This window comes from Pseudomonas sp. LBUM1669, from assembly GCF_059695705.1.
In genome coordinates this window covers 5802811-5829015 of the sequence record NZ_CP166784.1, presented here as the reverse complement: position 1 = coordinate 5829015, position 26205 = coordinate 5802811, and the positions used below count along the sequence as shown (strand labels likewise).

The following is a 26205-nucleotide window of genomic DNA, read 5'->3' as shown; positions in this document are numbered from 1 at the left end:
AAACCCTGTAGGAGTGAGCCTGCTCGCGATAGCATTTTAATATTCAACATAGATGTTGGATGTCATGGCCTTATCGCGAGCAAGCTCGCTCCCACAGGTTCTGCTACATCACTTCTGAATTCTGATCCACGAGGCCTGCATGTCTTTCGATCTCGCCGCACGCCTTGCTGCCCGTCGTGCCGAAAACCTTTACCGCCAGCGCCCTCTGCTCGAAAGCCCTCAAGGCCCGGAAGTAGTGGTCGACGGTCAGCCGTTGCTGGCGTTCTGCAACAACGACTACCTGGGCCTGGCCAATCACCCGCAAGTGATCGAAGCCTGGCGTGCCGGCGCTGCCCGTTGGGGCGTTGGTGGCGGGGCATCGCATTTGGTCATTGGCCACAGCGCGCCGCATCACGCGCTGGAAGAAGCCTTGGCCGATTTGACGGGGCGCCCGCGTGCGCTGCTGTTCACCACCGGCTACATGGCCAACCTCGGCGCAGTCACCGCGTTGATCGGGCAGGGCGATACGGTGCTGGAAGACCGCCTCAATCACGCGTCGTTGCTGGATGCCGGTTTATTGTCCGGCGCACGTTTCAATCGCTATCTGCACAACGACGCGGCCAGTCTGGCCAAGCGTCTGGAGAAGGCCACCGGCAATACGCTGGTGGTCACCGACGGCGTGTTCAGCATGGACGGCGATATCGCCGACTTGCCGGCGCTGGCCCGGGAAGCCAAGGCCAAAGGCGCGTGGTTGATGGTTGATGACGCGCATGGCTTCGGTCCGCTGGGCGCCAACGGCGGCGGGATCGTCGAGCATTTCGGCTTGAGTCAGGAAGACGTTCCGGTATTGGTCGGCACCCTCGGCAAGGCGTTCGGCACCGCAGGTGCTTTTGTGGCCGGCAGCGAAGAGCTGATCGAAAGCCTGATCCAGTTTGCCCGCCCCTACATTTACACCACCAGCCAACCGCCGGCCTTGGCCTGCGCAACGCTAAAAAGCGTTGAACTGCTGCGCACTGAACATTGGCGACGCGAGCATCTGAAAACGTTGATCCGCCAATTTCGCCACGGTGCCGAGCAAATCGGCCTGGAGCTGATGGACAGCTTCACGCCGATCCAGCCGATCATGATCGGCGATGCCGGGCGTGCGATGCGACTGTCGCAGATGCTGCGCGAGCGCGGGCTGATGGTCACGGCGATTCGACCGCCCACCGTGCCCGCCGGCAGCGCCCGTCTGCGCGTGACCCTGACCGCCGCCCACAGTGAAGCGCAGGTGCAGCTATTGTTGAATGGACTGGCCGATTGTTTTCAACAACTGGGACCGGAGCCAAGCCATGCGTGATCGACTGATTCTGCTGCCCGGTTGGGGTCTCGGGATTTCACCGCTGGAGCCTTTGGCGGCCGCCTTGCAGGGGTTGGATGAGCATCTGCGGGTCGAGATCGAGCCGTTGCCGGAACTGGAATCGAGCGATCTTGAGGAATGGATCGATGAGCTGGATTCGACGATCCCGCAAGACGCTTGGCTCGGTGGCTGGTCCCTTGGCGGCATGCTTGCGTCTGAGTTGGCGGCGCGTCGTGGTGACCGTTGCTGCGGCTTGCTGACCCTGGCGAGCAATCCTTCTTTTGTCGCCCATGAGCTATGGCCGAGCGCGATGCCTGGCGAAACCTTCGACGCGTTCCTGGCCGGCTGCAAGGCCGATCCGCGGATGACGCTGAAGCGCTTTTCCCTCCTCTGCGCTCAAGGGGTCGAAGACCCGCGCGGACTGTCGCGTCTGTTGCTCGGTGGTGCGCCAAATGCCTCCGCGTCGATATTGATGAGCGGACTGGAAGTGCTCGCACAACTGGATACCCGCCAGGCGTTGCAGGCGTTTCGTGGCCCGCAATTACATCTGTTCGCCGGGCTCGACGGCCTGGTCCCGGCCGAAGCGGCCGGAGACCTTCTGGCCTTGCTGCCGGACGTCGAAATCGGCCTGATTGAACAGGCCAGCCATGCGTTTCTTCTGGAAGATCCCCACGGTGTGGCGGGGGCGATCCAGGCCTTTTTGCACGAGTCCGGTGATGACTGATTTATCCCTCCCCAATCTGCCCGGCGGTTTGCCCGACAAGCGTCAGGTGGCGGCATCCTTCTCCCGCGCGGCAGCGAGTTACGACAGCGTCGCCGAATTGCAGCGCGATGTCGGCAGCCAGTTGTTGAGCCGTTTGTCCGGTGATTTTGTGCCGGGTGTCTGGCTGGATCTGGGTTGCGGTACCGGGCATTTCAGCCGGGCATTGGGCGAGCGCTTTCCTTCGGGCAACGGACTGGCAATGGACATCGCCGAGGGCATGCTCAACCACGCCCGGCCATTGGGCGGCGCCAGCCATTTCATCGCCGGGGACGCGGAGCGTTTGCCGCTGCAGGATTCGACCTGTGATCTGATCTTCTCCAGCCTGGCGGTGCAGTGGTGCGCGGATTTCGAATCGGTGCTCAGTGAGGCATATCGGGCACTGAAGCCGGGTGGGATTTTCGCGTTTGCCAGTCTTTGTGTAGGAACGCTATTTGAGTTGCGTGACAGCTGGCGTCAAGTGGATGGCATGGTGCACGTCAATCGCTTCCGCGAGTTCGGTATTTATCAACAGCTGTGCGCGGCCAGTGGCTTGAGGGTTGTCAGTCTCGGAACTCGTCCTCACGTGTTGCATTACCCGGACGTGCGCAGCCTGACGCATGAACTCAAGGCGTTGGGTGCGCACAACTTGAACCCCGGTCGACCGGGCGGTTTGACCGGTCGGGCGCGGATCCTCGGCTTGGTCGAGGCTTATGAGCAGTTTCGTCAGGCCGAAGGATTGCCGGCGACTTATCAGGTGGTCTACGCCGTGTTGGAGAAAACCATATGAGCGCTGCTTATTTCATCACCGGCACGGACACTGATGTCGGCAAGACCACCATTGCTGCAGGTTTGTTGCATGCCGCGCGGTCGGCGGGCATGAGCACGGCGGCGGGCAAGCCGGTCGCTTCCGGCTGCGATGTGACGCCCAAGGGTTTGCGTAATTCCGATGCGCTGGCGTTGCTGGCCGAGTGCTCATTGCCGCTGACTTATGCACAGGTCAACCCGGTGGCATTCGAACCGCCGATCGCTCCGCACCTGGCCGCGCGGGAGGCGGGCGTAGCGCTGACGGTGCAGTCACTGTTGGCGCCGATGCGCGAAATTCTCGACATGCAGGCGGATTTCACCTTGATCGAAGGCGCCGGCGGCTGGCGCGTGCCGTTGGCGGATCAGGCCAATCTGTCGGATCTGGCGATGGCGCTGGATCTGCCGGTGATTCTGGTGGTCGGCGTGCGCCTGGGTTGCATCAATCATGCGCTGCTGACCGCCGAGGCGATTGCCCAGGACGGTTTGCAGCTGGCGGGGTGGGTGGCCAATATCATCGATCCGAAGACTTCGCGCCTGGAAGAGAACCTCGCGACTCTCGCTGAGCGGATCCCGGCACCTTGCCTTGGGCGAGTGCCGAAACTCAAGTTGGTGACGGCCGAAGCGGTGGCGGAACATTTGCAACTGGATCTGCTGGATTGAGGTTTTGCCTATGACAAGGCACTGTGCCATTAGTGTTTTTGTCGGGCCTTTTGCCATCAGGTCTGGTTCAATGGCCAAAGTTAATCCTTTGTAGGACGAGTTCCCCTATGGAAATCTCAGGAAACACCGCTTTTTATGCCGGTCTGAGCACTATTCAGACAGGGCAGAACCGTGTCGATCAGGCTTCCAGCCAGATTGCCAGCAGCACCATCGAGCGTTCGGTAACCAGCCAGTCTTCCGAGGTTCAGGTAGACCGCCTGCGTTCGGTAGATCGCAGTCAGCAATCGGACGTGGCCAGCAGCATGGTCGAGATGGCACAGGGCAAGTTTCAGGTTGAGGCGGGCGCCAAAGTCGCCAAGGCTTCCGATGAAATGCTTGGGACGTTGATCGATACTTTCGCTTGACCCCTCGCTGAATCCGTCCTGCCAACGCCGCGACTATTCGCGGCGTTTTTATACGTAAGTCCTTCTCCCTCAACTAATCTTTCCTACAGGGCCTGTTGCGTTGTCAACGGCGGCAGCGCGGCTGCGTGTCCGGCATTTGGCGGCGCGATGACGAACGGCAAAAGATCGGCGCTTGACAAGATTTGGGCGTAAACGTATGTTTCAAACAACTGTTTGACCGTCACAACAAATCAACACGGTCGTTCATTCCCGGTTACATCAGCAGAGGTTTATCGCTATGCCTGACTACAAGGCCCCCTTGCGTGATATTCGCTTCGTTCGTGACGAACTGCTCGGCTACGAAGCGCACTATCAGAGCCTTCCGGCTTGCGCAGACGCAACTCCAGACATGGTTAGCGCCATTCTTGAAGAAGGCGCCAAGTTTTGTGAGCAGGTGCTGGCTCCGCTGAACCGCGTGGGTGACACCGAAGGCTGCACCTGGAGCGAGTCCGGCGTTAAAACCCCGACTGGCTTCAAAGAAGCCTACAAGCAATTCGTTGAAGGCGGCTGGCCAAGCTTGGCCCACGACGTAGAACACGGCGGCCAGGGCCTGCCGGAGTCTCTGGGTCTGGCCGTCAGCGAAATGGTTGGCGAAGCCAACTGGTCGTGGGGCATGTACCCAGGCCTGTCGCACGGCGCGATGAACACCATCTCCGAGCACGGCACCCCTGAGCAGCAAGAAGCCTATTTGACCAAACTGGTTTCCGGCGAGTGGACCGGCACCATGTGCCTGACCGAACCGCACTGCGGCACCGACCTGGGCATGCTGCGCACCAAGGCCGAACCTCAGGCCGACGGTTCCTACAAAGTCTCCGGCACCAAGATCTTCATCTCGGCCGGTGAACACGACATGGCCGACAACATCGTCCACATCGTGCTGGCCCGCCTGCCGGATGCACCGGCTGGCACCAAAGGCATTTCCCTGTTCATCGTGCCGAAGTTCATGCCGAACGCTGACGGTTCGATCGGCGCACGTAACGCCGTGAGCTGTGGTTCCCTGGAACACAAAATGGGCATCCACGGCAACGCCACTTGCGTGATGAACTTCGACGCGGCCACCGGTTACCTGATCGGCCCGGCGAACAAAGGCCTGAACTGCATGTTCACCTTTATGAACACCGCTCGTCTGGGCACCGCGCTGCAAGGTCTGGCCCACGCCGAGATCGGCTTCCAGGGCGGCCTGAAATACGCTCGCGATCGTCTGCAAATGCGCTCGCTGACTGGCCCGAAAGCGCCGGAAAAAGCCGCTGACCCGATCATCGTTCACCCTGATGTACGTCGCATGCTGCTGACCATGAAAGCGTTCGCCGAAGGCAACCGCGCGATGGTTTACTTCACCGCCAAGCAAGTCGACATCGTCAAATACGGCGTAGACGAAGAAGAGAAGAAGAAAGCCGACGCACTGCTGGCCTTCATGACTCCAATCGCCAAAGCCTTCATGACTGAAGTCGGCTTCGAATCCGCCAACCACGGCGTGCAAATTTACGGCGGCCACGGCTTCATCGCCGAGTGGGGCATGGAGCAGAACGTTCGCGACAGCCGCATTTCGATGCTGTACGAAGGCACCACCGGTATCCAGGCACTCGACCTGCTGGGCCGTAAAGTGCTGATGACTCAAGGCGAGGCTCTGAAAGGCTTCACCAAGATCGTCCACAAGTTCTGCCAGACCAACGAGGGCAATGAAGCGGTCAAAGAGTTCGTCGAGCCATTGGCTGCGCTGAACAAAGAATGGGGCGATCTGACCATGAAGGTCGGTATGGCTGCCATGAAGGATCGCGAAGAAGTCGGCGCGGCGTCGGTGGACTACTTGATGTACTCCGGTTACGCCTGTCTGGCCTACTTCTGGGCTGACATGGCGCGTCTGGCTGCCGAGAAACTGGCTGCCGGCACTTCCGAAGAGGCGTTCTACACCGCCAAGCTGCAGACTGCGCGCTTCTACTTCCAGCGCATCCTGCCGCGTACCCGCACTCACGTTGCAACCATGTTGTCGGGTGCCAACAACTTGATGGACATGAAAGAAGAGAACTTCGCGCTGGGCTACTAAGCCTTAACGTAGATCTTCATGAAGCCGCTACTCCTTCGGGGGTGGCGGTTTTTTTTTGCTTTTCAAAACAATACAGCCACCCGTGACCCAAAACTGGCCGCCCTGCAGATAGCCAATATCGCAACCGCTAAAAAAACCTTGGCCAACGACTCAGTAAGTCGGCATTTCTGCCGTTACAGTAGGTGGGCACAATGCCATCTATTGTCATGACGGTCGGAGCTTTACCCTTGCCGCGTTCTTCCGCTGTACGTTTCAGCCATTTCCTACCGTCGTTACTGCTTTTACTTGCGGGGCTTGCGGCCGCCTACATCAAGGACCTCAACGTCTTTTTCACTTCGCTGTTCAACGTGCTGCCGACCCTGGTGCTGTTGCTCGGCGGTGCGTACTGCGCGGTTTACCGACGTCAGCGCGAGCTGTTTCTGATGGTGACGGTGTACATCGCCTACTTTCTGCTCGACACCCAGACCGATTATTACCGCGACAACGGCAAGGTCCGAGATGACGCAGCGGTGGTTTTCCACCTGTGTTGCCTGTTGCTGCCGCTGTTGTTCGGTGTTTTCGCCGCCTGGCAGGAACGCACTCATTTGTTTCAGGACATGGTGGCGCGCTTCGCGGTATTGCTGGCCGTCGGCAGTGTCGCGTTGGGGCTGGAGCAAAGTTATCCCCAGGCCTTGTTGATGTGGCTGTCGGAAATCCGCTGGCCAGCGCTGCATGGCGCCTGGATGAGCCTGATCCAGTTGTCCTATCCCGTGTTCATTGCCTCGTTCCTGCTGCTGAGCTGGCAATACTGGCGTAACCCGAGACCCTTGCACGCCGCACAGCTGGTCGGCTTGCTCGGGTTGTTTTGGGCGCTGCCGAAAACCTTCATCCTGCCCTTCACCTTGAACATCATGTGCAGCCAGGTGATGTTGATGATTGCCGCCGCGGTTGCCCACGAAGCCTATCAAATGGCCTTCCGCGACGAGCTTACCGGCCTGCCGGGGCGCCGCGCCTTGAACGAGCGGATGCAGCGGCTGGGGCGCAATTACGTGCTGGCCATGAGCGACGTCGATCACTTCAAGAAATTCAACGACACCCACGGTCACGATGTCGGCGACCAGGTCTTGCGACTGGTCGCCAGCAAGCTGTCGAAAATCGGTGGGGGCGGTAGGGCGTATCGCTACGGCGGTGAAGAATTTGCCCTGGTGTTCGCGGGCAAGACACTGGAAGAGTGCATGCCGCACCTGGAAGTCATCCGCGAGTCCATCGCCACGTACAACATTCAACTGCGCAACCAAGACGCCCGCCCGCAAGACGACCAACAGGGGCGTCAGCGTCGCGCGGGGCCGGGCGCTTCAAGCGTGTCGGTGACCGTGAGCATCGGCGTCGCCGAACGCGTGGAGCAGCGCACCCCCGAAAAAGTGCTCAAGTCCGCTGACGAAGCGCTCTACAGCGCCAAGGGCGCCGGGCGAAATTGTGTGGTGGCCTTCGGTCAGACTCGCCGTGGCGCGGTGCGCATGGACGCCGCTGCGGGTTGAGTGATGATGGCGCATTCAGCGTCTGGACTGTGATTGTGAGGCAGGGTGGGCAGCAGTAGGTTTGAACGATCTGCTGACGGAGAAACGACCATGCCCGAATACAAAGCTCCCCTGCGCGACATGCGCTTTCTGATCGACCACGTCTTCGACTTCCACGCCAACTACGCCGCGCTCGGCGCCACCGATGCCAGCCCGGACATGGTCAATGCGATCCTCGAAGAAGGCGCGAAGTTCTGCGAGAACGTTCTCGCACCGTTGAATCGCAGCGGCGACGAAGAAGGCTGCCATTTCGACAACGGTGTGGTGACAACGCCTACAGGCTTCAAGCAGGCTTTCGCACAGTACGTGGAAGGTGGCTGGCACGGTCTGGCAGCTGACCCGGCGTATGGCGGACAGGGTTTACCAAGTTCACTGGGCCTGGTCATCAGTGAAATGGTCGGTTCCAGCAATACCTCGTGGGGCATGTACCCCGGCTTGACCCACGGCGCGATGTCGGCCATCCATGCCCACGGCACCGAAGATCAGAAGAACACCTACCTGAGCAAACTGACGGCTGGCCAATGGACCGGCACCATGTGCCTGACCGAGGCGCATTGCGGCACTGACCTGGGCATCATCAAAACCCGCGCCGTCCCTTACGCCGACGGCAGCTACGCAATTTCCGGCAGCAAGATCTTCATTTCGGCCGGCGAACACGACATGAGCGACAACATCATTCATCTGGTGTTGGCGAAACTGCCAGATGCTCCGGCAGGCACCAAAGGCATTTCCCTGTTCATCGTTCCCAAATTCCTACCCGATGCCGAGGGTGAAGCCGGCGAGCGCAACGGCGTTTCCTGTGGCTCGATCGAACACAAAATGGGCATCAAGGCCTCGGCCACCTGCGTGCTGAACTTTGACGAAGCCAAGGGCTTCTTGATCGGCGAGCCGAACAAGGGCTTGAACTGCATGTTCACCATGATGAACCACGCGCGGCTCGGCACCGGCATGCAGGGGTTGTGTCTGGGTGAGGCGAGTTTCCAGGGAGCCATCAAGTACGCCAACGATCGCCTGCAAATGCGCGCGCTGACCGGTCCCAAAGCGCCGGAAAAAGCCGCTGACCCGATCATTGTTCATCCTGACGTGCGCAGGATGTTGCTGACCATGAAAGCCTTCAACGAAGGCAACCGCGCGCTGACCTATTTCACTGCGCAGCTGCTGGACGTTGCACACCTGAGTCCAGATGAAACGGCGCGTCAGGACGCCGAAGACCTGTTGGCCTTCCTGACGCCGATCTGCAAAGCCTTCATGACTGACACCGGTCTGGAAGTCACCAACCACGGCATGCAGGTGTTTGGCGGTCACGGCTTTATCCGTGAATGGGGCATGGAGCAGTTGGTTCGCGACTGCCGGATCGCGCCGATCTACGAAGGCACCAACGGCATTCAGGCGCTGGATTTGCTCGGGCGCAAAGTGCTCGGCAGCCAAGGCAAACTGCTGCGTGGCTTCACCAAAATCGTCCATAAGTTCTGTGCGGCGAACGCTGATCACCCGCAACTCGCAAGCTACGTTGTACAACTCAACGAACTGAATCAGCAGTGGGGCGAGTTGACCACCAAGGTCGGCATGGCCGCGATGAGGAATCCGGACGAAGTCGGTGCAGCGTCGGTGGATTACTTGATGTACAGCGGTTACATCATCCTCGGCTATCTGTGGCTGCGCATGGCGCTGGTGGCCCAGTCGCAACTCGACGCGGGCAGCGGTGATGCCGATTATTGCCAGGGCAAACTGGCGACCAGCGAGTTTTACTTCAAGCGATTGTTGCCGCGTACTGCCGCTCATCGGGCGGCGATAGAGGCCGGGAGTGATTGCCTGATGAAGCTACCGGCGGAGTTATTTGCGCTCTGACGATTGTTAAAAGCTTCGCGGGCAAGCCTCGCTCCTACAGGTTAAGTGTCGTTTGCACCCTATGTGCACGACAAAGGACCTGTAGGAGCAAGGCTTGCCCGTGAATGCGTTCTTGCAGGCGAGAGCTGCTCAGCTGGAATACTGCTGACTAAAAATTACAAAACGGTCACGGCCTGACCCTATGTGTCGCAAAAGTTGTTGGGTTACACTCGAACCCAACGAAAACATCATTCCCACGAATCACCTGTTTAGATCTTGCGAGGTTTGCCATGGCTGACTACAAAGCGCCCCTGCGCGATATGCGCTTCGTCCTCAATGAAGTCTTCGAGGTCGCCAAACTCTGGGCGGAGCTGCCTGCGCTGGCCGAGACCGTTGATGCTGAAACCGTCGAAGCCATTCTCGAAGAAGCCGGCAAGGTCACCAGCAAAAGCATCGCGCCCCTGAGCCGTGCGGCTGACGAAGAAGGTTGCCATTGGGCGGACGGTGCCGTCACCACGCCGGCCGGTTTCCCACAGGCTTATCAGACATACGCTGAAGGCGGCTGGGTCGGTGTCGGTGGCGATCCGACCTACGGCGGCATGGGCATGCCCAAGGCCGTGTCGGCGCAAGTCGAAGAAATGGTCAACTCCGCCAGCCTGTCGTTCGGTCTGTACCCGATGCTGACCGCCGGCGCCTGCCTGTCGATCAACGCCCACGCCAGTGAAGAACTGAAAGCCGCGTACCTGCCGAACATGTACGCCGGCGTCTGGGCCGGTTCCATGTGCCTGACCGAGCCGCATGCCGGTACGGACCTGGGGATCATCCGCACCAAGGCCGAACCTCAGGCCGATGGTTCCTACAAAGTCAGCGGCACCAAGATCTTCATCACCGGCGGTGAGCACGACCTGACCGAGAACATCATCCATCTGGTGCTGGCCAAACTGCCGGACGCACCGGCGGGGCCGAAGGGCATTTCGTTGTTCCTGGTGCCGAAGTTCATGGTCAATGCCGATGGCAGCCTGGGCGCGCGTAACCCGGCGAATTGCGGTTCGATCGAACACAAGATGGGCATCCAGGCCTCCGCGACGTGCGTGATGAACTTCGATGAAGCCGTGGGTTACCTGATCGGCGAGCCGAACAAAGGCCTGGCGGCGATGTTCACCATGATGAACTACGAGCGTCTGGGCGTCGGCATCCAAGGCCTGGCCACCGGAGAGCGCTCGTACCAGAACGCCGTCGAATACGCCCGCGACCGTCTGCAAAGCCGTTCGCCGACCGGCGCGCAGAACAAGGACAAGGTCGCTGACCCGATCATCGTCCACCCGGACGTGCGTCGCATGCTGCTGACCATGAAAGCCTCGAACGAAGGCGGCCGTGCGTTCTCCACTTACGTGGCCATGCAGCTGGACACCGCCAAGTTCAGCGAAGACGCGACCACCCGCAAACGCGCGGAAGATCTGGTTGCGCTGCTGACGCCGGTTGCCAAGGCGTTCCTGACCGACCTCGGTCTGGAAACCACCGTGCACGGCCAGCAGGTTTTTGGCGGCCACGGTTACATCCGTGAGTGGGGCCAGGAACAACTGGTGCGCGACGTGCGCATCACCCAGATCTACGAAGGCACCAACGGCATTCAGGCGCTGGACCTGGTAGGGCGCAAGATCGTTGGCACGGGCGGGGCGTTCTATAACCTGTTCGCGGATGAGATCCGTCATTTCACCGCCACCGCCAGCGCTGACCTGGCGGAGTTCACCAAGCCGCTGAACGATGCCGTGACCACCCTCGACGAGCTGACTTCGTGGTTGCTGGACCGGGCGAAAAACAACCCGAACGAAATCGGCGCGGCGTCGGTCGAGTACCTGCAAGCTTTTGGTTACGTTGCTTACGCCTACATGTGGGCGCTGATGGCCAAGGCGGCCTTCGGCAAAGAGGCGCAGGACGACTTCTACGCGAGCAAGCTGGGGACGGCGCGGTTCTATTTCGCCCGTCTGTTGCCGCGTATTCACTCGTTGAGTGCGTCGGTGAAGGCGGGTAGCGAATCGCTGTTCCTGCTGGACGCTGCACAGTTCTGACGGAGTCGCGTCATGTAAGCATTCTCTTACATGACGTGCTGCTGTTCTCCCATAGGCGAAGATTGGATCCAGAGCTAATCTACTTCACATGGACGTCGCGCAGGAAGCGCAAAGCAACAACACGGACACGTAGGATTCTGCCAGGACGGCGGAGTGAAATGGATGTCAGGGAAACAGTCTGCAAAGCCCCGCTTCGGCGGGGTTTTCTTTTGCCCGCAGAAAAGTATTCAGCTCAACCCGTCGAGCGTGTTCGAGTTGTTCAAGCGTTCAGCCCGTTGTGTCTGCCAGATCTGCCGTACTTGAACCCTGACGGTCACCGCAGGTCGATTAGCTGTAGGGCTTTCACGAGCCCACTTCAAATCAGGAGCTGCCCCATGGATTTCATTCGCATCATCATTGCCATTCTGTTGCCACCACTGGGTGTGTTTCTGCAGGTCGGTTTCGCCGGCGCGTTCTGGCTGAATATTCTGCTGACGTTGTGCGGTTACATTCCGGGGATCGTGCATGCGGTGTACATCATCGCCAAGCGCTGAGTTCTGCGGCGTCAGATAGATCGCTTTCGCGGGCAAGACTCGCTCCTACGGGGATAACACCGTACCTGTAGGAGCGAGGCTTGCCCGCGAAGGGCGCGACGCGGTTTCAGCTTGCGAGTTCGATCACCCGCCGATAAAACAACCACTCCTGCTCCAGCGCATGGGCCTGGTTCCCCGCCTTGCGAAAGCCATGACGTTCGTCCGCGTAGTAATGCGCATCGACCAGAATGCCGTTGTCCTGTAGCGCCGTGACCATGTCGCGGGTCTGTTGCGGCACGACCACGGCGTCCAGTTCACCTTGAAAGAAAACCACCGGAACACTGATGTTGCTCGCATGCAGCAGCGGAGTGCGCGCGGCGTATCGTTCGGCATCCTCAATCGGATCGCCAATCAGCCAATCCAGATAATCGCCTTCGAACTTATGGGTCGCCCGGCCTAGTGCAACGGGATCGCTGACACCGTAAAGACTGGCGCCCGCGCGGAAGACGTTGTGGAAGGCCAGCGCACACAGCGTGGTGTAACCGCCGGCACTGCCACCGCGAATAAATGCCTTGTCGCTATCGATCAATCCTCGTTCAGCGAGATGAGCAACCACCGCGCAGGCATCTTCGACATCCACGTCACCCCAACTCAAATGCAGCGCCTGGCGATACGCCCGGCCATAGCCACTGCTGCCGCGGTAGTTGAGATCGGCCACGGCGAAGCCGCGTTGCGCCCAGTACTGGATACGTGGATCAAGCATCGGGTAGCAGGCCGAGGTTGGGCCGCCATGGATGAACACCACCAGCGGCGGTTTCGCCTCGCCGGTCATCGGCGGATAGAAGAAGCCGTGGGCCTCGCCCGAACCACTCGGGTAGCGCAAGGTTTGCGGGACGCTGATGTGCTCGGCGGGCAACGGTGCAATACCGCCGGCGAGGATTTTGACCTGACGGGTATCGCGCTCGATTGCGATCACCGCCGACGAACTGACCGGCGATGCCGCGATGCAGTAGATAAATTGCTCATCCAGTGCGAGATGGCGAAAGCGACTGTAATCACCGGTGAAATCTTCAGCGGTGTCACCGCAAAGCCCCAGTTTGCCAAACCCGCCTTCGGTCCAGCTGGCCAAGTAGCTGCTTTCGCTTAGCGGCAACCAGGTGCTGCCACCCAGTTGCCACGGCGCTGGCCCATGATCAGCGGCGGCACTCGGCAACGGGCTCAGGCCTTCTGCGGATTCCACCCAAGGCTGCCAGTAGCCGCCGCGATCCGTCAGGCAAAACAGGCGGCCGCCGCTATCGAAACGGGGTTGTTGCAGTGACTCCTGCACCCCGTCGCCGGCCACACAACGCGGTTGAGCAAAGCCCCCATCGTTCTTGCGCTCGGCAACCATCAAGCGACTGGCAGTCCATGGCTGATCCGGGCGGCTCCATTCGATCCACGCCAATCGTTGCGAGTCAGGACTCAATGTCGGCGCGGCATAGAAATCGGCGCCCTCGGCCAGCAGATGACGCCTGCCGTCAGCCACGTCGATCGCGACCAGACGATGGCGGTCACGGTTCTCTTCAACCGCGAGCACCCGGCCATTGGCAAATTGCAGATCGCCGTAACGGCATTCACTTGAGGTCAGCACCTCAGGCGTCTCGCCCGCCAGCGATTGCCGATAGAGTTGCTGGTCCGCTTCGTTGACGAAAACAATCCCGTCATCCGTCAGACAAAACGCGCCACCGCCATATTCGTACACCCGACTGCGCACGCTGAAACCCGCTGGTGTCAGGCAACGGGCCTGGCCTTCGCGCCAATGCCAGACCCTGCAGGCGGAATCCTCGGGGCGGTATTCGTTCCAGAACAGGCCATGCTGGCCGACCAGCAGTTCGGCGAAGTCGATACCGGCAGCGACGGCCCGGGAGGCGCTGAAGGGTTCAGCTTTTAGCGATGAGGCGTGAGTTTCGTTCATTGCGAAAGGCCAGTTGTTCGATGGTCTGGGTCGCGTGTTCGGCTTCTTCGCGGGCCTTGAGAATCACGCCGTGATGTTGCGACTTGCTGCACACCGGGTCGGCATTGCTCGCGTCACCCGTGAGCATGAATGCCTGGCAGCGGCAGCCGCCGAAGTCTTTTTCTTTCTCGTCGCAGGAGCGGCACGGCTCGGGCATCCAGTCGTAACCGCGAAAGCGGTTGAAGCCGAACGAGTCGTACCAGATGTGCTGCATGCTGTGGTCGCGCACGTTGGGAAATTGCACCGGCATCTGTCGGGCACCGTGACACGGCAGTGCGGTTCCGTCCGGCGTAACTGTAAGAAAGATGCTGCCCCAGCCGTTCATGCAGGCTTTCGGGCGTTCTTCGTAGTAGTCCGGTGTGACGAAAATCAGCTTGCACGGATGCCCTTCGGCTTCGAGCTTGGCGCGGTATTCATTGGTGATGCGCTCGGCTCGGACCAGTTGTTCCCGAGTCGGCAACAGGCCGACCCGGTTGAGCTGGGCCCAACCGTAAAACTGGCACGTCGCGAGTTCGACGAAGTCGGCCTCAAGGGCGATGCACAGTTCGATGATCCGGTCGATCTTGTCGATGTTGTGCCGATGGGTGACGAAGTTCAGCACCATCGGATAGCCGTGGGCTTTCACCGCGCGAGCCATCTCCAGCTTCTGGGCGAAGGCTTTTTTCGAACCGGCCAGCAAGTTATTCACTTGCTCGTCACTGGCCTGGAAACTTATCTGAATGTGGTCCAGGCCGGCTTTCTTGAAGTCTCTGATTTTCTGCTCGGTGAGGCCGATGCCGGAAGTGATCAGGTTGGTGTAGAAACCCAACTTGCGCGCCTTGGCGATGAGTTCGGCGAGGTCCTGGCGCACCAGCGGTTCACCACCTGAAAAGCCCAGTTGTGCGGCGCCCATTTCCCGAGCTTCGCGGAACACTTTGATCCACTGTTCAGTGCTCAACTCTTTGCCTTGTTCGGCGAAGTCCAGCGGGTTGGAGCAGTACGGGCATTGCAGCGGGCAGCGATACGTCAGCTCGGCGAGCAACCACAGTGGCAGGCCGATGTCGGGTTTAGGCGGTAACTTGTCCGACACGGAATCAGGCAAGTTCGATCCAGTGCTGAGCACGGGCAACCTCCATGAATTGCTCGATGTCTTCACCGAGCTCGGGCACGCCGGGGAACTTCGCATCCAGTTCGGCAATGATCGCCGCTACGTCACGTTCGCCGTCGATCAAACCGCCAATCAGGGCGGCGCTTTCATTGAGTTTGATCATGCCTTCCGGGTAGAGCAGGACATGGCCTTTCTGCGCCGGTTCGTACTGATAGCGGTAGCCCTGACGCCAGGTCGGGGTCTTGCTGCGATCGAAACTCATAAGGTGATTCCTTTATGCCAGACCCGCTGGTCGGTCACGCTGTGATACGGCGGGCGGTTCAATTCGTAGGCCATGCTCATGGCATCGAGCATGCTCCAAAGGATGTCCAGTTTGAACTGGAGAATTTCCAGCATGCGCGCCTGGCCTTCCCGCGTCGTGTAGTGCTGCAACGTAATCGCCAGACCGTGCTCTACATCCCGGCGTGCCTGGCCGAGGCGTGTGCGGAAATACTCGTAACCAGTCGGGTCGATCCACGGGTAATGCTGCGGCCAGCTGTCGAGGCGCGATTGGTGGATCTGCGGCGCGAACAACTCGGTCAGCGAGCTGCTGGCGGCTTCCTGCCAACTGGCCCGGCGGGCGAAGTTGACGTAGGCGTCCACGGCGAACCGCACGCCGGGCAAGACCAACTCCTGCGAGCGCAGCTGATCCGGGTCGAGGCCGACAGCTTGGCCCAGACGCAGCCAGGCTTCGATGCCGCCGTCTTCACCGGGGGCGCCGTCATGGTCCAGCAGGCGCTGAATCCACTCGCGACGGATTTCACGGTCCGGGCAGTTGGCGAGGATCGCGGCGTCTTTCAGGGGAATGTTCACCTGATAGTAGAAACGATTCGCGACCCAGCCCTGGATCTGCTCGCGGGTCGCCCGGCCTTCATACATCGCCACGTGATACGGGTGATGGATGTGGTAATAGGCGCCCTTGGCGCGCAGGGCCGCTTCGAATTCGGCGGGGGGCATTGGGGTGTCAGTCATTGCGGTTCTCCGGGTATGACCGGTGGATTCTGTGGTGTCTGGTCCGACGCCTTCGCGGGCAAGCCTCGCTCCTACAGGGGTACGCGATCACTGTAGGAGCGAGGCTTGCCCGCGAAGAGGCCATCCGCTACAGCACAATACTCATGCCGTCATACGCCACTTCAACCTTGCGCCGAGCCAACTCGGCACGTTCCGGCGAATCCTCATCAAGAATCGGATTGGTGTTGTTGATATGGATAAGCACCTTGCGTTGCTTGGGCAGCTGTTCGAGCACTTCGAGCATGCCGCCGGGGCCGTTTTGCGCCAGATGGCCCATTTCCCGACCGGTACGCGTGCCGACGCCACGGCGCTGCATTTCGTCGTCGTCCCACATCGTGCCGTCCACCAGCAGGCAATCGCTGCCGGCCATGATGTCCAGCAGCGGCGCATCGACTTTGCCCAGGCCCGGCGCATAAAACAGCTTGCCGCCGGTGTTCAGGTCTTCGACGATCAGGCCGATGTTGTCGCCCGGGTGCGGGTCGAAACGGTGCGGCGAGTAGGGCGGTGCCGCGCTACGCAGGGGCAGCGGGGTAAAGCGCAGGCTCGGGCAGGCCGGGATGGTGAAGCTGCGGTCGAGTTCGATGCGGTTCCAGGTCAGCCCGCCATTCCAGTGCGTGAGCATGGTGAACAGCGGAAAACCGGTGCTCAGGTCTTCGTGGACCATGTCGGTGCACCAGACCTGGTGCGGGCAGCCTTCGCGCAGGCTGAGCAGGCCAGTGGTGTGGTCGATCTGGCTGTCCATCAGGATGATCGCGCTGATGCCGGTATCGCGCAGTGCGCGGCCCGGTTGCATCGGAGTGTAGCTCTGGAGTTGGGCGCGGATGTCCGGCGAAGCGTTGCACAGGATCCAGTTCACGCCGTCATCGGACAGGGCGATGGACGACTGGGTACGCGCCTTGGCGTTCAGGCTGCCGTTGCGAAAACCGGCGCAGTTCACGCAGTTGCAGTTCCACTGGGGGAAACCGCCGCCGGCGGCGGAACCTAGAATCTGGACAAACATGGGCGCTCCATCATTTCAACGCTGAAAATAAAAACGCCCCGGTAAACCGAGGCGTTGCACATCATTACAACGGCAGACCTTAGCGGCTTGCGAAGTACATGGTGACTTCAAAGCCGATACGCAGGTCGGTGTAAGCAGGTTTGGACCAGGACATGGGAGCGCTCCTTCAGGTGATGAGACAGTTAAGACCTATACATATAGTCCACCTCCAGCCGGAGATGTTCAGATAGTTAGGTGGCTATGTTACTCAAAATTACAGAGCGATTGGCCGCGAATCTTTGAGAAAGCTAATTGCAGTGTCGGTAATGATCATTTTGCCGCTTGCCAAGGCGCCGTCGAGCAAGCACTGCTGGCTAGGCAGCGCCAGCCACCTTCGGCTTGATTCAATTGTCGGGCGGCGTCTTTTAATGCTTTGCGATCGATCATCAGGATCGCTTCTGGCAAACGCTCCAGATAATCCGACGAGTGGCCCGCCAGTTTGCCCTGCCAGAGCAGTTCGGCCGCCTGAGCGTGGGGCAGTGCGGTGGGGTGGAATTGATCGGCCAAGGCCTGGCGCTGGGCAATGAAGGTCGCATCATCGACGTCTTCAATCAGTGCGGGCATTTCGTTCAAGAAGCGCTCTATGTGTTCCAACAGATCCTGAGGGGCAACGCTCGGTGATTGAACGCCGAACAGCAGCCCGGTCTGCCCATGGAACTGATGCAGGCCGCTGAACACGGCATAACCCAATTGCAGTTCAACCCGTAGGCGCTGATAGAACGGCGTCTGGCACAGGTGAGCGAGCAAGCGCCACGCGGCTTCATCTGCGATGTCCCGTGTGGCCGTCGGACAAAACAGCAACAACGCGTGTTCGCTGGAACCGGTGTCGACAGTGCTCCAAAGGTGCTGCGAGTTTATCGAGGCGGGCGGCGACGGCTGATCGTTCGCAACACCGGGCACGCGGCTCAGTGCCAAGCCCATCCCCGATTGAGTCTGCGCCGACAGGCCCGTCGCCAGACCTTGCCAGCGTGCGCTCACCCACAGCTGCTGCACGTCATCAGTCTCAGCGGTGCGTTCAAGGCAAAGCTCGGGCAGTGCCTTCAGCAGTTGTCTGATCGGCATCAACGGCACGCTTGGTGGTTCTTCCTGTGGGAAACCGGCGTCGGGTGTTGTCAGCTCTTTCAGCGCATGTTCGAGGACGGTCGGCATTGGCTCCTGCAGGCCTGTCAACTTCAGCAGCCATTCATTGCCTGACGCACTGAAGGAAAAGTCGACGCCCGCCTGACGGGCATCTTCGCGTAAGGGTTGCAGGCGATTTTCCAGGCTCGATTGAAGACGAGGGTGAGGTTTCGCCAGCAGTCGCCACCGCAGATAAATCGCGCCTTCGTCAGTGTTATCCGGCAACGCCTGACTGAACTGCATCGGCGAGTTTTCGCGACGGATGCGCGAGCGGTCCTGGGCGAATGTCCGCAGGCCCCGGTGTTTGCTGGTCTGGCCGCGAATCAGCCCGGCATTGGCCAGAGGGGCTTCAGCCCGTAAGAACGGGTTAGGCGTCGGCAATTGCCATTCACCGCTGAAGTTATCCACAGCGCCGATTTTTTTCAGGATGTCTTTGAGCGCTATGACGCCTTGTTCGGATAAACCGGCTTCAAGCTGCTCGCTGTCCAGTCGCGCCCGTTGCAGGGCACCGCTGACTTGTTGCTGACGGTCGAGCAGGGCGTCGTATTCTTTGCGCAACTCGGTCCAGTTTTGGTGAGAGGCAAAAAAGCTGAGCCAATCCAAAAGCCGCTCGCGGATCGTGTTCCCCGCTTGAGCCCTGTTGAACTCGATGTGCAGCAAGGCTTGCCCGGCGAACTGGTACAACGGCGCGGCTTTCAGGCCGTCCGCCAAGCCGCGCTCGCGCAACTCAGCCAGCAGACCACCGGGTTTTGCGGCGTTCAGCCAATGGCACAGAAACGCTAATGCTTCGCGCGATGAGTCGGGCAATGCTTCGAAAGCGAACAGAAGATCGAGCCGACGCTCACCAGCCTGTTGATAACTTTTGTCGGAAGAATCCATCAGTGGTGCAGGTTCCTGTTGTGCGACCTTTTCCCCTGCGGCAACAGAATCGCCAAAGCGCTGAGCCATCGTCCTCAACTCATCAAGCGTTTGCGGGCCGGCCAGGCTCAACGTCATCTGCCCGGTCTGATAAAACTGCTGATGGAAATCCCTCAACGCTTGCTGAAACTCCGGCTGCGGCACCGGCAGGCTGTACCGGTTGCCCGCATGAAATGCCCGAAGCGGGTGAGCGGCCGACAGCCCATCGAACAGCGCGAACTGCTGTTGTGCAGTGGCATCCCGGGACCATGCGACAAATTCGGCGTGCAGCACTTCCCGTTCCCGCCGCTGATCGTCCGGATTCATACGCGGATGAGCGAGCATGTCTGACAGACGCTCCAGCCCACCGACAAAGGCTTGCGGTGGCAGTTCGAAAAAGAAATCGGTAGTGCGTTCGCTGGTGCGCGCATTCACCTGGCCGCCATGACCAAGGACGTAGGCCATCAGCCCTTGCCCTGCGGGAAAGCGCTCCGTCCCCAGAAACAGCAAATGCTCAAGGAAGTGCGCGAGGCCGGGCCATGCCAGCGGCACGTCATGACTGCCCGCGAAAACCCGCAACGCCGCCGCGCAGCGCTTCAAATCGGGAGCATGACGCAGCGTCACCCGCAGGCCGTTGGCCAGGGTTTCAGTGTGGGGGCGAGGGTGATTCAGCGCAGGCATGAGCACTTCCAGAACAGAGAAGCGCTAATGCTAGCGGATAACGACAGATCAGCGCTTGTTAAGGTCGCCGTAAAGCTCAGGACGGCGATCGATCAAGTATCGATTGGCGGCGCGGGAATCGACCATCAACTGACGATCCAGCTCGCCGACAATCAGCGCTTCATCCAGGCCCGCCTGGGCGATGCGGCTGCCATCCGGTGCGGCAATGCTGCTCTGACCGCAGTAGTTGATCTCGCCTTCCTGCCCGCAGTAGTTGGCATACGCCACATAACACTGGTTTTCGAAGGCGCGGGAACGAACGGTGACGTCGGCGACGAAGTCGAAGGGAATCATGTTTGCCGTCGGCACTAGGATCAGCTCGGCACCGGCCAGGGCCAGGCGCCGGGCGTTTTCCGGGAACTCCAGGTCGTAACAGATCAGAAAGCCGAGCGTCCAGCCATTGAGTTCCACCAACGGGAAATCATCCTGACCGGCGCTGAACATCGAGTGATCGAGGTCGCCGAACAGGTGAGTCTTGCGGTAGTTGCACAGGCGCTCGCCGTTGGCGTCGATCAACTGCACGGCGTTGTAAATCTGCCCGTCCTCGGTGCGCTCGGGATAGCCATACAAAATGGCGATCCCGGCGGTCTTGGCAATGCGCGCGATCTGCTGCGCCGATTCACCGTTGTGCACCTCCGCCAACACGCTGACCGCGTCGATGCCGATGTTGTAGCCGGTCAGGAACATTTCCGGCAGCACGAGCAGGTCTGCGCCCTTGGCCTCCAGTGCCAGTTGATGCAGGCGTTGCAGGTTGCCGGCGACGTTCAGGGGCAGCGGTGGACATTGGTAAAGGGCTACGCGCATTTTGGATTCCTTTTACTCGGGCAGGGCGATCGGACCGATCTCGTTGAACACATCACCTGGACCCGGGTTCTCGGCGTGAGTTTCACCACCGAAGTGTTTCATGATGCCCCAGACCGCGTTGAGCGAGGTCTGCACCGCGCCTTCGACCCACGCCGGCGTCCATGAAACGTCGTCGCCTGCGATGAATATCCCGCGTTGCTCGGCCGGCATGTCGTCCTGCATGAAGTGCGCGTACATCCGCTGGTTGTAGCGGTAGTGGCCGGGCAGGGCGCCTTTGAACGCGCCGAGGAAGTGCGGGTCGGCTTCCCACGACACGGTGATCGGATCGCCGATGATGCGCGCGGCGATGTCGACTTTCGGGTAGATCTTTTTCAATGCGTCCAGCGCCAGTTTCACGCGTTTTTCCACTGGGTGCGGGAGCATTTTCAGCGCGTCGCTCATCCACGAGTAAGACAGGCAAATCACGCCCGGCTTGTCATCACCGTTGTCGAAGAGGTAGGTGCCGCGGGTCAGGCGATCGGTGAGGGTCATGCTCATCAGGTCGCGGCCGGTTTCCGGGTCCTTGTCCTTCCAGAATGGCCGGTCGACCATCACGAAGGTTTTCGACGATTGCATGTAGCGGGTGCGGTCCAGGGCCATCCACATCTTTTGCGAGAACAGGCTTTCGTCGCATTCGATCTGGGTGGTCAACAGCCAGCTCTGGCAAGTGGTGAGCACCGCCGCGTATTCGCGGGTATCGCCATAGATGTCGGTGACCGCGAAACGACCGTCCGCCGCATGGGCAATCTTTTTCACGCCAGAGCGTGGTGCGCCCCGGTGCAACGAGCTGAGGCTGGTGCCTTCAGGCCAGTGCACGCAACGTTCCGGCACATGACGCCAGATGCCCAGCGGCACTTGTTCCACGCCACCGACCACCAGGTGTTGGTGATCGTCGCAGTTGGTCATCACCACGCGGAAGATTTCCAGCATCGAGTTCGGGAAGTCCGAGTCCCAGCCGCCGGTGCCGAAGCCGACCTGGCCGAACACTTCGCGGTGATGGAACGACAGCTTGGCGAACGCTTTGGAGGTGGCGACGAAGTCGTAGAAAGTGCGGTCATCCCACAGTGGGACAAGCGTGTTCCACAGCTCTTTGAGACGCGGCACATCGCGGTCGCGGATGGCTTGCTGGATATCGGCGAACTGCGAGCCGGCTTCCAGTGCGTCCGCCCAGGCGTCAGCCACTTCCTGGAACAGTGCAGGAAGATCCGCCAGCTTCTGTGCGTAATGGGTCTTGCCTTCCAGATCGATCACAGTGCTGCCCGAGGCGGGGGTCAGCGGGTTCGGGAAGGGCTTGGTCTCAAGGCCTAGCTTGTCGACGTAGTGGTAGAACGCGGTGGACGAAACCGGGAAACGCATCCCGCCAAGTTCGGCGATGATGCCTTCGGCGCCGTTGAACGCCTGGGAACGCAGACGGCCGCCCATCTTCGAGGCTTCGTAGACGACGGGTTTGAGGCCCAGTTTCATCAGCTCGTAAGCCGCCACCAGACCTGCGATGCCCGCGCCGACAATCGCCACTTCGGCACCATGATTGTGCGCCGGAATGCTGCCCAGGCCGGCCGGGTGTTCGATCCAGTCGTCAAAGCCGAAAGGAAAGTCCGGGCCGAAAATGGTGACTGGTTTTTTACCGTCTGCAGGATGGCGATTGTTCTTGTTCTTGTTCTTGTTCATGACTGACCTTACTGGCGACCCGACGCGGAATGCGCATCTGAGTATAGGAAAAGATGGCAGCCATTCTAGAGAGCGTAGAACACGTTAATAAGACGCAATGTGTCGTCGTTTTGCCAGTTTCTCAATCAATATGACGATATTTCACTACAAACTGACCACTGTGGGAGCGGGCTTACTCGCGAAAGGGCCCGATCAGCCAATCGAGAATTACCGGTCAACACTCAAACCGGCTGCCCCCGATCAATCTTGCTACTCAAGATGATCGAAGTCGTCGTCTTCTCCACCCCATCCACACTGCCAATCTGATCCAGCAACTGATCCAGCTGCTCCGGCGATTCCGTGCGCAACCACGCCACATAATCAAATTCACCACTCACCGCACACAACTGCTGAACCTGGGCCATGGCGCTGAGCCGACGCAACACTTCCTTGCCCGAGCGCGGTTGCACCGTGATCCCGACGTAAGCCTGCAATCCGCCGTCCACCACCCGCTGACCCAAACGCACACCGTAACCGGTGATGACTTTGGCCTTTTCCAGCCGTGCCAGACGAGAAGTCACCGTGGTCCGTGCGATCCCCAATTGGCGAGCGAGCATGGCCACGCTTTCGCGGGCATTGATCTGCAAGGCCGCGATCAGTTGGCGGTCGATTTCGTCAAGAACGGGCGGGCGGGTGTCAGGCAAGGGTCGTCTCCGGCAACACAAATCAGTGAGTGGGCATGTTACAGCACGGCTGGCACGGCGGAGCTGGGATCTGGCTTCGGTACCGTGCCATTGCAGGCTTTGGCCGGGCATCTGGTCCATAGGATGGACACACAGAGTAAGTCGTAGTCGAATGCGAAATCGAGGGATGCGAGTTGATCACAATGACGAAGAAGATGACTCCCGCTGTACGGGATCACGCAGTGCAGATTGCCCATCACGAAATGGGTCACTACGTCGTTGCCCGGGCCCTGGGGTTTGAAACTGGCGGCGTGAGTCTGACGGTCACCATGGACTTGAGGCATCAAGCGGGCGCTTCCATAACCTTGGCGCGTTCAGTTTCGTCGATTGAAGCCATGAAGGAACATCTGGAAGCCCGGATGATGGTCCTCTTTGCTGGCGCGATGGCGCAGTCATTAACCTCAAAACGTTCACTCGGCAAACATGTCGATCAGCCGAAAGCGACCGCCATCCTGAAGGGAGAACTTGGGGCGGAGCAGGACTACGCAAAAATAAGGGAATTACGGCACCTGCTGCGCAACATCACCTACCCCGAGACGGATCCGGCTTCGGCTGGCCGGGTAGCGGCTGAGCTGAAAGAGATTACGGATCGCTTGTGGGTACGGACTCAAACAATCGTTGAGGAGTTGGCCGATACGATTATTGGGTTGGGCGAGACGTTGGTTGATGGCATGGCTATCGTGGAGCAATGGGGGCGGGCGGCGGATACGTATGAGGGTGTTTTGACGAGGGAGGGGCTTGAGCGGATGGGGTTGGTGCGGGCGATTCCGGTGTTGAGTGTTTGGGCTCATTAATCCTGGCATCTCTGCCGGGCTTTTTAACAAACCAGGTCCGGCTCAAACGCATGTTTTAGCTTGATTGCGCCATTCGCTTCCAAACTCCAGATTCAGTTGGTAGAGGTCGTGGTTCGATTTGTTAATGGTATTGATAGCCGCCATCAGATCCGCTTCGCCAGTTTTGGCTTCAAGGTAAAGACTCCGCAAGTGCCGGTCGTACCCCATGGGGATTTTGTCGGTTTTCTCCAAAATCGCTACAGCCTGGCTCGTCAAGCCGACTATCTCGGCGAGGCTTTCCTGAGAAAGCCCAAGCTCTTTTCTAAGAAATCCAAACTCAGCACCTGTCAGCACTGAAGGCTTCTCAGCAACGGCCTTGCCGATTACGTCATGTAGGCCCTTCACATCAGTGATGGCTACAGACTTGCCATATGCGGTCTGTTTCACCACGAAGCCGTTGCTAAGCCATACGTTCGGTAGGGCGCTTTCTACGTAGTGGTATATAAAATCTACCTTTTCTTTTGGCCCTCGACTTTAGTTTGCGGGCAAGTCGAGGTGAACCGGTTTTGGGAAATTCAGATGCTTCTGACGGAAAAGTCGCTTGGGAAACCTGAACGCCAGAAACGGAAAAACCGCGCATTTGCGCGGCCTTTTCATTACCGAAAGCCTGAAGAGCGTAGTAATCGAACTTTAGACAAACTACTAAGCGTAGCTCTGAGCGAAAGCGGCAATTGCCTGAGTAGCTTGAAAGTCGACCAGCTGCAGGCCACGTTCTTGAATGCTAGCCTTGGCAACCTCCACTGCTTTACGGTGGCGGGGCGATTCACTCTCCGTTGGAGTGGATACAGGGATTAGTACGTTTTTCAGTTGAATAATCCCTTCCTGTTCGGCGCGTACGAACTTCATCAGCCACTGGTCGCAGTGGTCGAGTATCGCGCTTGGCTCAGCCTGATCAAAGGCTAGGGGTTTGATCGCGGCCACTATCTCATTTCTGTGAACCAGAGGTAGGTGCAGTTTGGTCAGTTCACCAAGAAGGGTGTCATCGCGAAAACTACGGATCGATGCTTCCGAGAACAGGGTTCGAATTTCCCGAACCATGATGTCTTCGCGACGATCACGCCCTATGCCTTGACGGTCGATGTAGCGACTGAACAGCGTTGCAAGGGTCGCGTCAAAATTTTCGACCAGGATCGAGCGCATAGGGCTGAAGCGAATCAGTGATTCCTTCGGTTCGGTCAGGAAGCGAAAGTGGTTAACAATCTGGGACTCTTGAGCCTCTGTTGTCATGAGGCGAACGCTATCCAGTTCGTTCTGGGCTATCTCCATAGCCTTAGCGAAAAGGTTGCTGCATTCGAAGAAGTGATTGACCCGTTTCAGGTTTTTACGGGCGAGCTTGTACTCCATGCGCCCGATAGCTGGTGCCGAGAGAACGATGCCGACGTTGGCAAACTCTTCGGTTTCGGCAAAAGGCGCGAATCGCACGATGCTGTAAAGGCAGGTGTATTTCATTGCAGGACGCTCCAGAAGTCGTCCGATTGGCAAAGCATCAGGTTACTTTCAATTTCTTCGAGCAGAATGTCGAGCCCCGGTTTGCCAATGGATTCACGCCATTCATCGGGTACGTCCAAGCATAGGTCATGAAATCGCATGGCAGTGTCGTGCATCCGCTGGCTGTATTCAACTCTGTCGACCAGATCCAGTTTCCATGTTCGATTACTCGGACCAAACACATGGCTTTCCGCGAATTTTTGAGCATCCAGAGGCCATTTGAACGCCTGGTTGTGATCGATCAGCTGAAGCCGATTGTCAATTCCACACATCAGTAGGTTGGGGCGACCGCCGAAGGGACCTAATTGACGATCACCGTTACCCACCCAGTAATCAAAGATGAAAACGGCTTTTTGCAGGTCACTCGGCACCTGCTGTGCTTGTGAGTACAAAAGATCGGCGGCATCCGCGACATAGGCCAGGGCGTAGCTGTCTCCAGGCCCAAGATCGTTGCGTGCCTCTAAGTTGTAGCGCAGCAGGGCAGGGTCAATATAGATATAGCCATGCTCGGGGATCGGTAAGCCGAATTGAGCAGCTAGGCGGGCACAAAGCAGCTCGGCAATGCGCTCGTTGGGCGGTAGCTCTAACCCTTTGGCCACATAGTGCTTGTCGTTACTGGCGCGGCACAGGAAGGGACGCGTGATGCCACCTTCCAGGCGCCGGATGATCTCTACCGCTTCGATGTAGTTACCCACGGCCATTGCCGGCTTCCTTATAAATCAGCTTGCCAGACGATACTGGTCTACATCCTGCTTCACCATGCCCCGCAAT

Annotated in this window: 24 protein-coding genes; 11 read left to right on the top strand and 13 right to left on the bottom strand. The window is 59.3% G+C overall.

The features are described 5' to 3' along the window. The first annotated feature begins 139 nt into the window (after positions 1-139). The 10 genes from bioF to ACA051_RS27110 all read left to right on the top strand — a co-directional run bounded on the left by bioF (position 140) and on the right by ACA051_RS27110 (position 11996). Complete coding sequence (gene bioF, locus ACA051_RS27155; protein WP_497305951.1) at positions 140-1318, top strand: 8-amino-7-oxononanoate synthase; 1179 nt, start codon at positions 140-142, stop codon at positions 1316-1318. Next, positions 1311-2042 carry an alpha/beta fold hydrolase gene (locus ACA051_RS27150; RefSeq protein WP_497372587.1) on the top strand — a complete coding sequence of 244 codons (732 nt, stop codon included), beginning with the start codon at positions 1311-1313 and terminating at the stop codon, positions 2040-2042. The genes bioF and ACA051_RS27150 overlap by 8 nt, the downstream gene beginning before the upstream one ends. Continuing rightward, the gene (gene bioC / locus ACA051_RS27145) at positions 2035-2847 is read left to right on the top strand and encodes a malonyl-ACP O-methyltransferase BioC (protein WP_497372585.1); all 813 of its coding nucleotides are present in this window, start codon (positions 2035-2037) and stop codon (positions 2845-2847) included. Before ACA051_RS27150 ends, bioC begins: the two co-directional genes overlap by 8 nt. Continuing rightward, the gene (gene bioD, locus ACA051_RS27140) at positions 2844-3524 is read left to right on the top strand and encodes a dethiobiotin synthase (RefSeq protein WP_497305948.1); all 681 of its coding nucleotides are present in this window, start codon (positions 2844-2846) and stop codon (positions 3522-3524) included. The genes bioC and bioD overlap by 4 nt, the downstream gene beginning before the upstream one ends. A gap of 107 nt (positions 3525-3631) precedes the next feature. Further along, positions 3632-3928, top strand: coding sequence for a pyrroloquinoline quinone biosynthesis protein PqqE (locus ACA051_RS27135; protein ID WP_497305947.1), 297 nt, complete (start codon positions 3632-3634; stop codon positions 3926-3928). A gap of 277 nt (positions 3929-4205) precedes the next feature. Next, complete coding sequence (locus ACA051_RS27130) at positions 4206-6011, top strand: phenylacyl-CoA dehydrogenase (protein ID WP_497305946.1); 1806 nt, start codon at positions 4206-4208, stop codon at positions 6009-6011. A gap of 227 nt (positions 6012-6238) precedes the next feature. After that, complete coding sequence (locus ACA051_RS27125) at positions 6239-7528, top strand: GGDEF domain-containing protein (RefSeq protein WP_461982626.1); 1290 nt, start codon at positions 6239-6241, stop codon at positions 7526-7528. A 90-nt stretch (positions 7529-7618) separates the two neighbouring features. After that, positions 7619-9415, top strand: coding sequence for an acyl-CoA dehydrogenase C-terminal domain-containing protein (locus ACA051_RS27120; RefSeq protein WP_497372583.1), 1797 nt, complete (start codon positions 7619-7621; stop codon positions 9413-9415). 269 nt (positions 9416-9684) lie between these two features. Next, positions 9685-11463: an acyl-CoA dehydrogenase C-terminal domain-containing protein gene (locus tag ACA051_RS27115; RefSeq protein WP_497305941.1), complete on the top strand. Its 1779-nt coding sequence runs from the start codon at positions 9685-9687 to the stop codon at positions 11461-11463. Between the two features lie 374 nt (positions 11464-11837). Further along, positions 11838-11996, top strand: coding sequence for a YqaE/Pmp3 family membrane protein (locus ACA051_RS27110; RefSeq protein WP_007904205.1), 159 nt, complete (start codon positions 11838-11840; stop codon positions 11994-11996). Positions 11997-12102: 106 nt separating this feature from the next. Here the strand turns inward: ACA051_RS27110 and ACA051_RS27105 are convergent, their stop codons facing one another. The 10 genes from ACA051_RS27105 to ACA051_RS27060 all read right to left on the bottom strand — a co-directional run bounded on the left by ACA051_RS27105 (position 12103) and on the right by ACA051_RS27060 (position 23074). Continuing rightward, positions 12103-13929 (bottom strand): S9 family peptidase, encoded by a 1827-nt coding sequence (locus ACA051_RS27105; RefSeq protein WP_497372581.1) that lies wholly within the window; start codon positions 13927-13929, stop codon positions 12103-12105. Further along, entirely contained in the window at positions 13895-15037 is a 1143-nt protein-coding gene (gene pqqE, locus ACA051_RS27100; protein ID WP_497375642.1) for a pyrroloquinoline quinone biosynthesis protein PqqE, read from the bottom strand. Before pqqE ends, ACA051_RS27105 begins: the two co-directional genes overlap by 35 nt. A 4-nt stretch (positions 15038-15041) precedes the next feature. Then, positions 15042-15317, bottom strand: coding sequence for a pyrroloquinoline quinone biosynthesis peptide chaperone PqqD (gene pqqD, locus ACA051_RS27095; RefSeq protein WP_428278159.1), 276 nt, complete (start codon positions 15315-15317; stop codon positions 15042-15044). Beyond that, entirely contained in the window at positions 15314-16066 is a 753-nt protein-coding gene (gene pqqC, locus ACA051_RS27090) for a pyrroloquinoline-quinone synthase PqqC (RefSeq protein ID WP_497372579.1), read from the bottom strand. Before pqqC ends, pqqD begins: the two co-directional genes overlap by 4 nt. A gap of 127 nt (positions 16067-16193) precedes the next feature. Beyond that, complete coding sequence (gene pqqB, locus ACA051_RS27085; protein ID WP_497305937.1) at positions 16194-17105, bottom strand: pyrroloquinoline quinone biosynthesis protein PqqB; 912 nt, start codon at positions 17103-17105, stop codon at positions 16194-16196. A gap of 79 nt (positions 17106-17184) precedes the next feature. After that, positions 17185-17259 (bottom strand): pyrroloquinoline quinone precursor peptide PqqA, encoded by a 75-nt coding sequence (pqqA, locus tag ACA051_RS27080; protein ID WP_009045898.1) that lies wholly within the window; start codon positions 17257-17259, stop codon positions 17185-17187. A gap of 155 nt (positions 17260-17414) precedes the next feature. Next, the gene (pqqF, locus tag ACA051_RS27075) at positions 17415-19841 is read right to left on the bottom strand and encodes a pyrroloquinoline quinone biosynthesis protein PqqF (protein ID WP_497372577.1); all 2427 of its coding nucleotides are present in this window, start codon (positions 19839-19841) and stop codon (positions 17415-17417) included. Between the two features lie 48 nt (positions 19842-19889). Continuing rightward, positions 19890-20684, bottom strand: coding sequence for a carbon-nitrogen hydrolase family protein (locus tag ACA051_RS27070; RefSeq protein ID WP_497372575.1), 795 nt, complete (start codon positions 20682-20684; stop codon positions 19890-19892). Positions 20685-20696: 12 nt separating this feature from the next. After that, positions 20697-22391, bottom strand: a complete 1695-nt coding sequence (locus ACA051_RS27065; RefSeq protein ID WP_497372573.1) for a flavin monoamine oxidase family protein — start codon at positions 22389-22391, stop codon at positions 20697-20699. Between the two features lie 221 nt (positions 22392-22612). Then, a complete protein-coding gene (locus tag ACA051_RS27060) occupies positions 22613-23074 on the bottom strand; it encodes an Lrp/AsnC family transcriptional regulator (RefSeq protein WP_109635345.1) in 462 nt (153 codons plus the stop codon). Between the two features lie 182 nt (positions 23075-23256). On the opposite strand from ACA051_RS27060, the gene ACA051_RS27055 reads away from it, so the two are divergent. Next, positions 23257-23907 carry a zinc metalloprotease gene (locus tag ACA051_RS27055; protein ID WP_497372571.1) on the top strand — a complete coding sequence of 217 codons (651 nt, stop codon included), beginning with the start codon at positions 23257-23259 and terminating at the stop codon, positions 23905-23907. A 42-nt stretch (positions 23908-23949) separates the two neighbouring features. On the opposite strand, the gene ACA051_RS27050 is transcribed toward ACA051_RS27055, so the two are convergent. The 3 genes from ACA051_RS27050 to ACA051_RS27040 form a co-directional block, all read right to left on the bottom strand. Then, the gene (locus tag ACA051_RS27050) at positions 23950-24333 is read right to left on the bottom strand and encodes a helix-turn-helix domain-containing protein (RefSeq protein WP_497372569.1); all 384 of its coding nucleotides are present in this window, start codon (positions 24331-24333) and stop codon (positions 23950-23952) included. A gap of 255 nt (positions 24334-24588) precedes the next feature. Further along, a complete protein-coding gene (locus ACA051_RS27045) occupies positions 24589-25395 on the bottom strand; it encodes a DUF3037 domain-containing protein (RefSeq protein ID WP_497372567.1) in 807 nt (268 codons plus the stop codon). After that, complete coding sequence (locus tag ACA051_RS27040; protein WP_154501922.1) at positions 25392-26135, bottom strand: HipA family kinase; 744 nt, start codon at positions 26133-26135, stop codon at positions 25392-25394. Before ACA051_RS27040 ends, ACA051_RS27045 begins: the two co-directional genes overlap by 4 nt. Positions 26136-26205: the final 70 nt, after the last annotated feature.

Coding starts and splice junctions, on each gene's coding strand:
- bioF (WP_497305951.1), top strand. CDS start 140: ATGTCTTTCGATCTCGCCGCACGCCTTGCTGCCCGTCGTGCCGAAAAC.
- ACA051_RS27150 (WP_497372587.1), top strand. CDS start 1,311: ATGCGTGATCGACTGATTCTGCTGCCCGGTTGGGGTCTCGGGATTTCA.
- bioC (WP_497372585.1), top strand. CDS start 2,035: ATGACTGATTTATCCCTCCCCAATCTGCCCGGCGGTTTGCCCGACAAG.
- bioD (WP_497305948.1), top strand. CDS start 2,844: ATGAGCGCTGCTTATTTCATCACCGGCACGGACACTGATGTCGGCAAG.
- ACA051_RS27135 (WP_497305947.1), top strand. CDS start 3,632: ATGGAAATCTCAGGAAACACCGCTTTTTATGCCGGTCTGAGCACTATT.
- ACA051_RS27130 (WP_497305946.1), top strand. CDS start 4,206: ATGCCTGACTACAAGGCCCCCTTGCGTGATATTCGCTTCGTTCGTGAC.
- ACA051_RS27120 (WP_497372583.1), top strand. CDS start 7,619: ATGCCCGAATACAAAGCTCCCCTGCGCGACATGCGCTTTCTGATCGAC.
- ACA051_RS27115 (WP_497305941.1), top strand. CDS start 9,685: ATGGCTGACTACAAAGCGCCCCTGCGCGATATGCGCTTCGTCCTCAAT.
- ACA051_RS27110 (WP_007904205.1), top strand. CDS start 11,838: ATGGATTTCATTCGCATCATCATTGCCATTCTGTTGCCACCACTGGGT.
- ACA051_RS27105 (WP_497372581.1), bottom strand. CDS start 13,929: ATGAACGAAACTCACGCCTCATCGCTAAAAGCTGAACCCTTCAGCGCC.
- pqqD (WP_428278159.1), bottom strand. CDS start 15,317: ATGAGTTTCGATCGCAGCAAGACCCCGACCTGGCGTCAGGGCTACCGC.
- pqqC (WP_497372579.1), bottom strand. CDS start 16,066: ATGACTGACACCCCAATGCCCCCCGCCGAATTCGAAGCGGCCCTGCGC.
- pqqB (WP_497305937.1), bottom strand. CDS start 17,105: ATGTTTGTCCAGATTCTAGGTTCCGCCGCCGGCGGCGGTTTCCCCCAG.
- pqqF (WP_497372577.1), bottom strand. CDS start 19,841: ATGCCTGCGCTGAATCACCCTCGCCCCCACACTGAAACCCTGGCCAAC.
- ACA051_RS27070 (WP_497372575.1), bottom strand. CDS start 20,684: ATGCGCGTAGCCCTTTACCAATGTCCACCGCTGCCCCTGAACGTCGCC.
- ACA051_RS27065 (WP_497372573.1), bottom strand. CDS start 22,391: ATGAACAAGAACAAGAACAAGAACAATCGCCATCCTGCAGACGGTAAA.
- ACA051_RS27055 (WP_497372571.1), top strand. CDS start 23,257: ATGACGAAGAAGATGACTCCCGCTGTACGGGATCACGCAGTGCAGATT.
- ACA051_RS27045 (WP_497372567.1), bottom strand. CDS start 25,395: ATGAAATACACCTGCCTTTACAGCATCGTGCGATTCGCGCCTTTTGCC.
- ACA051_RS27040 (WP_154501922.1), bottom strand. CDS start 26,135: ATGGCCGTGGGTAACTACATCGAAGCGGTAGAGATCATCCGGCGCCTG.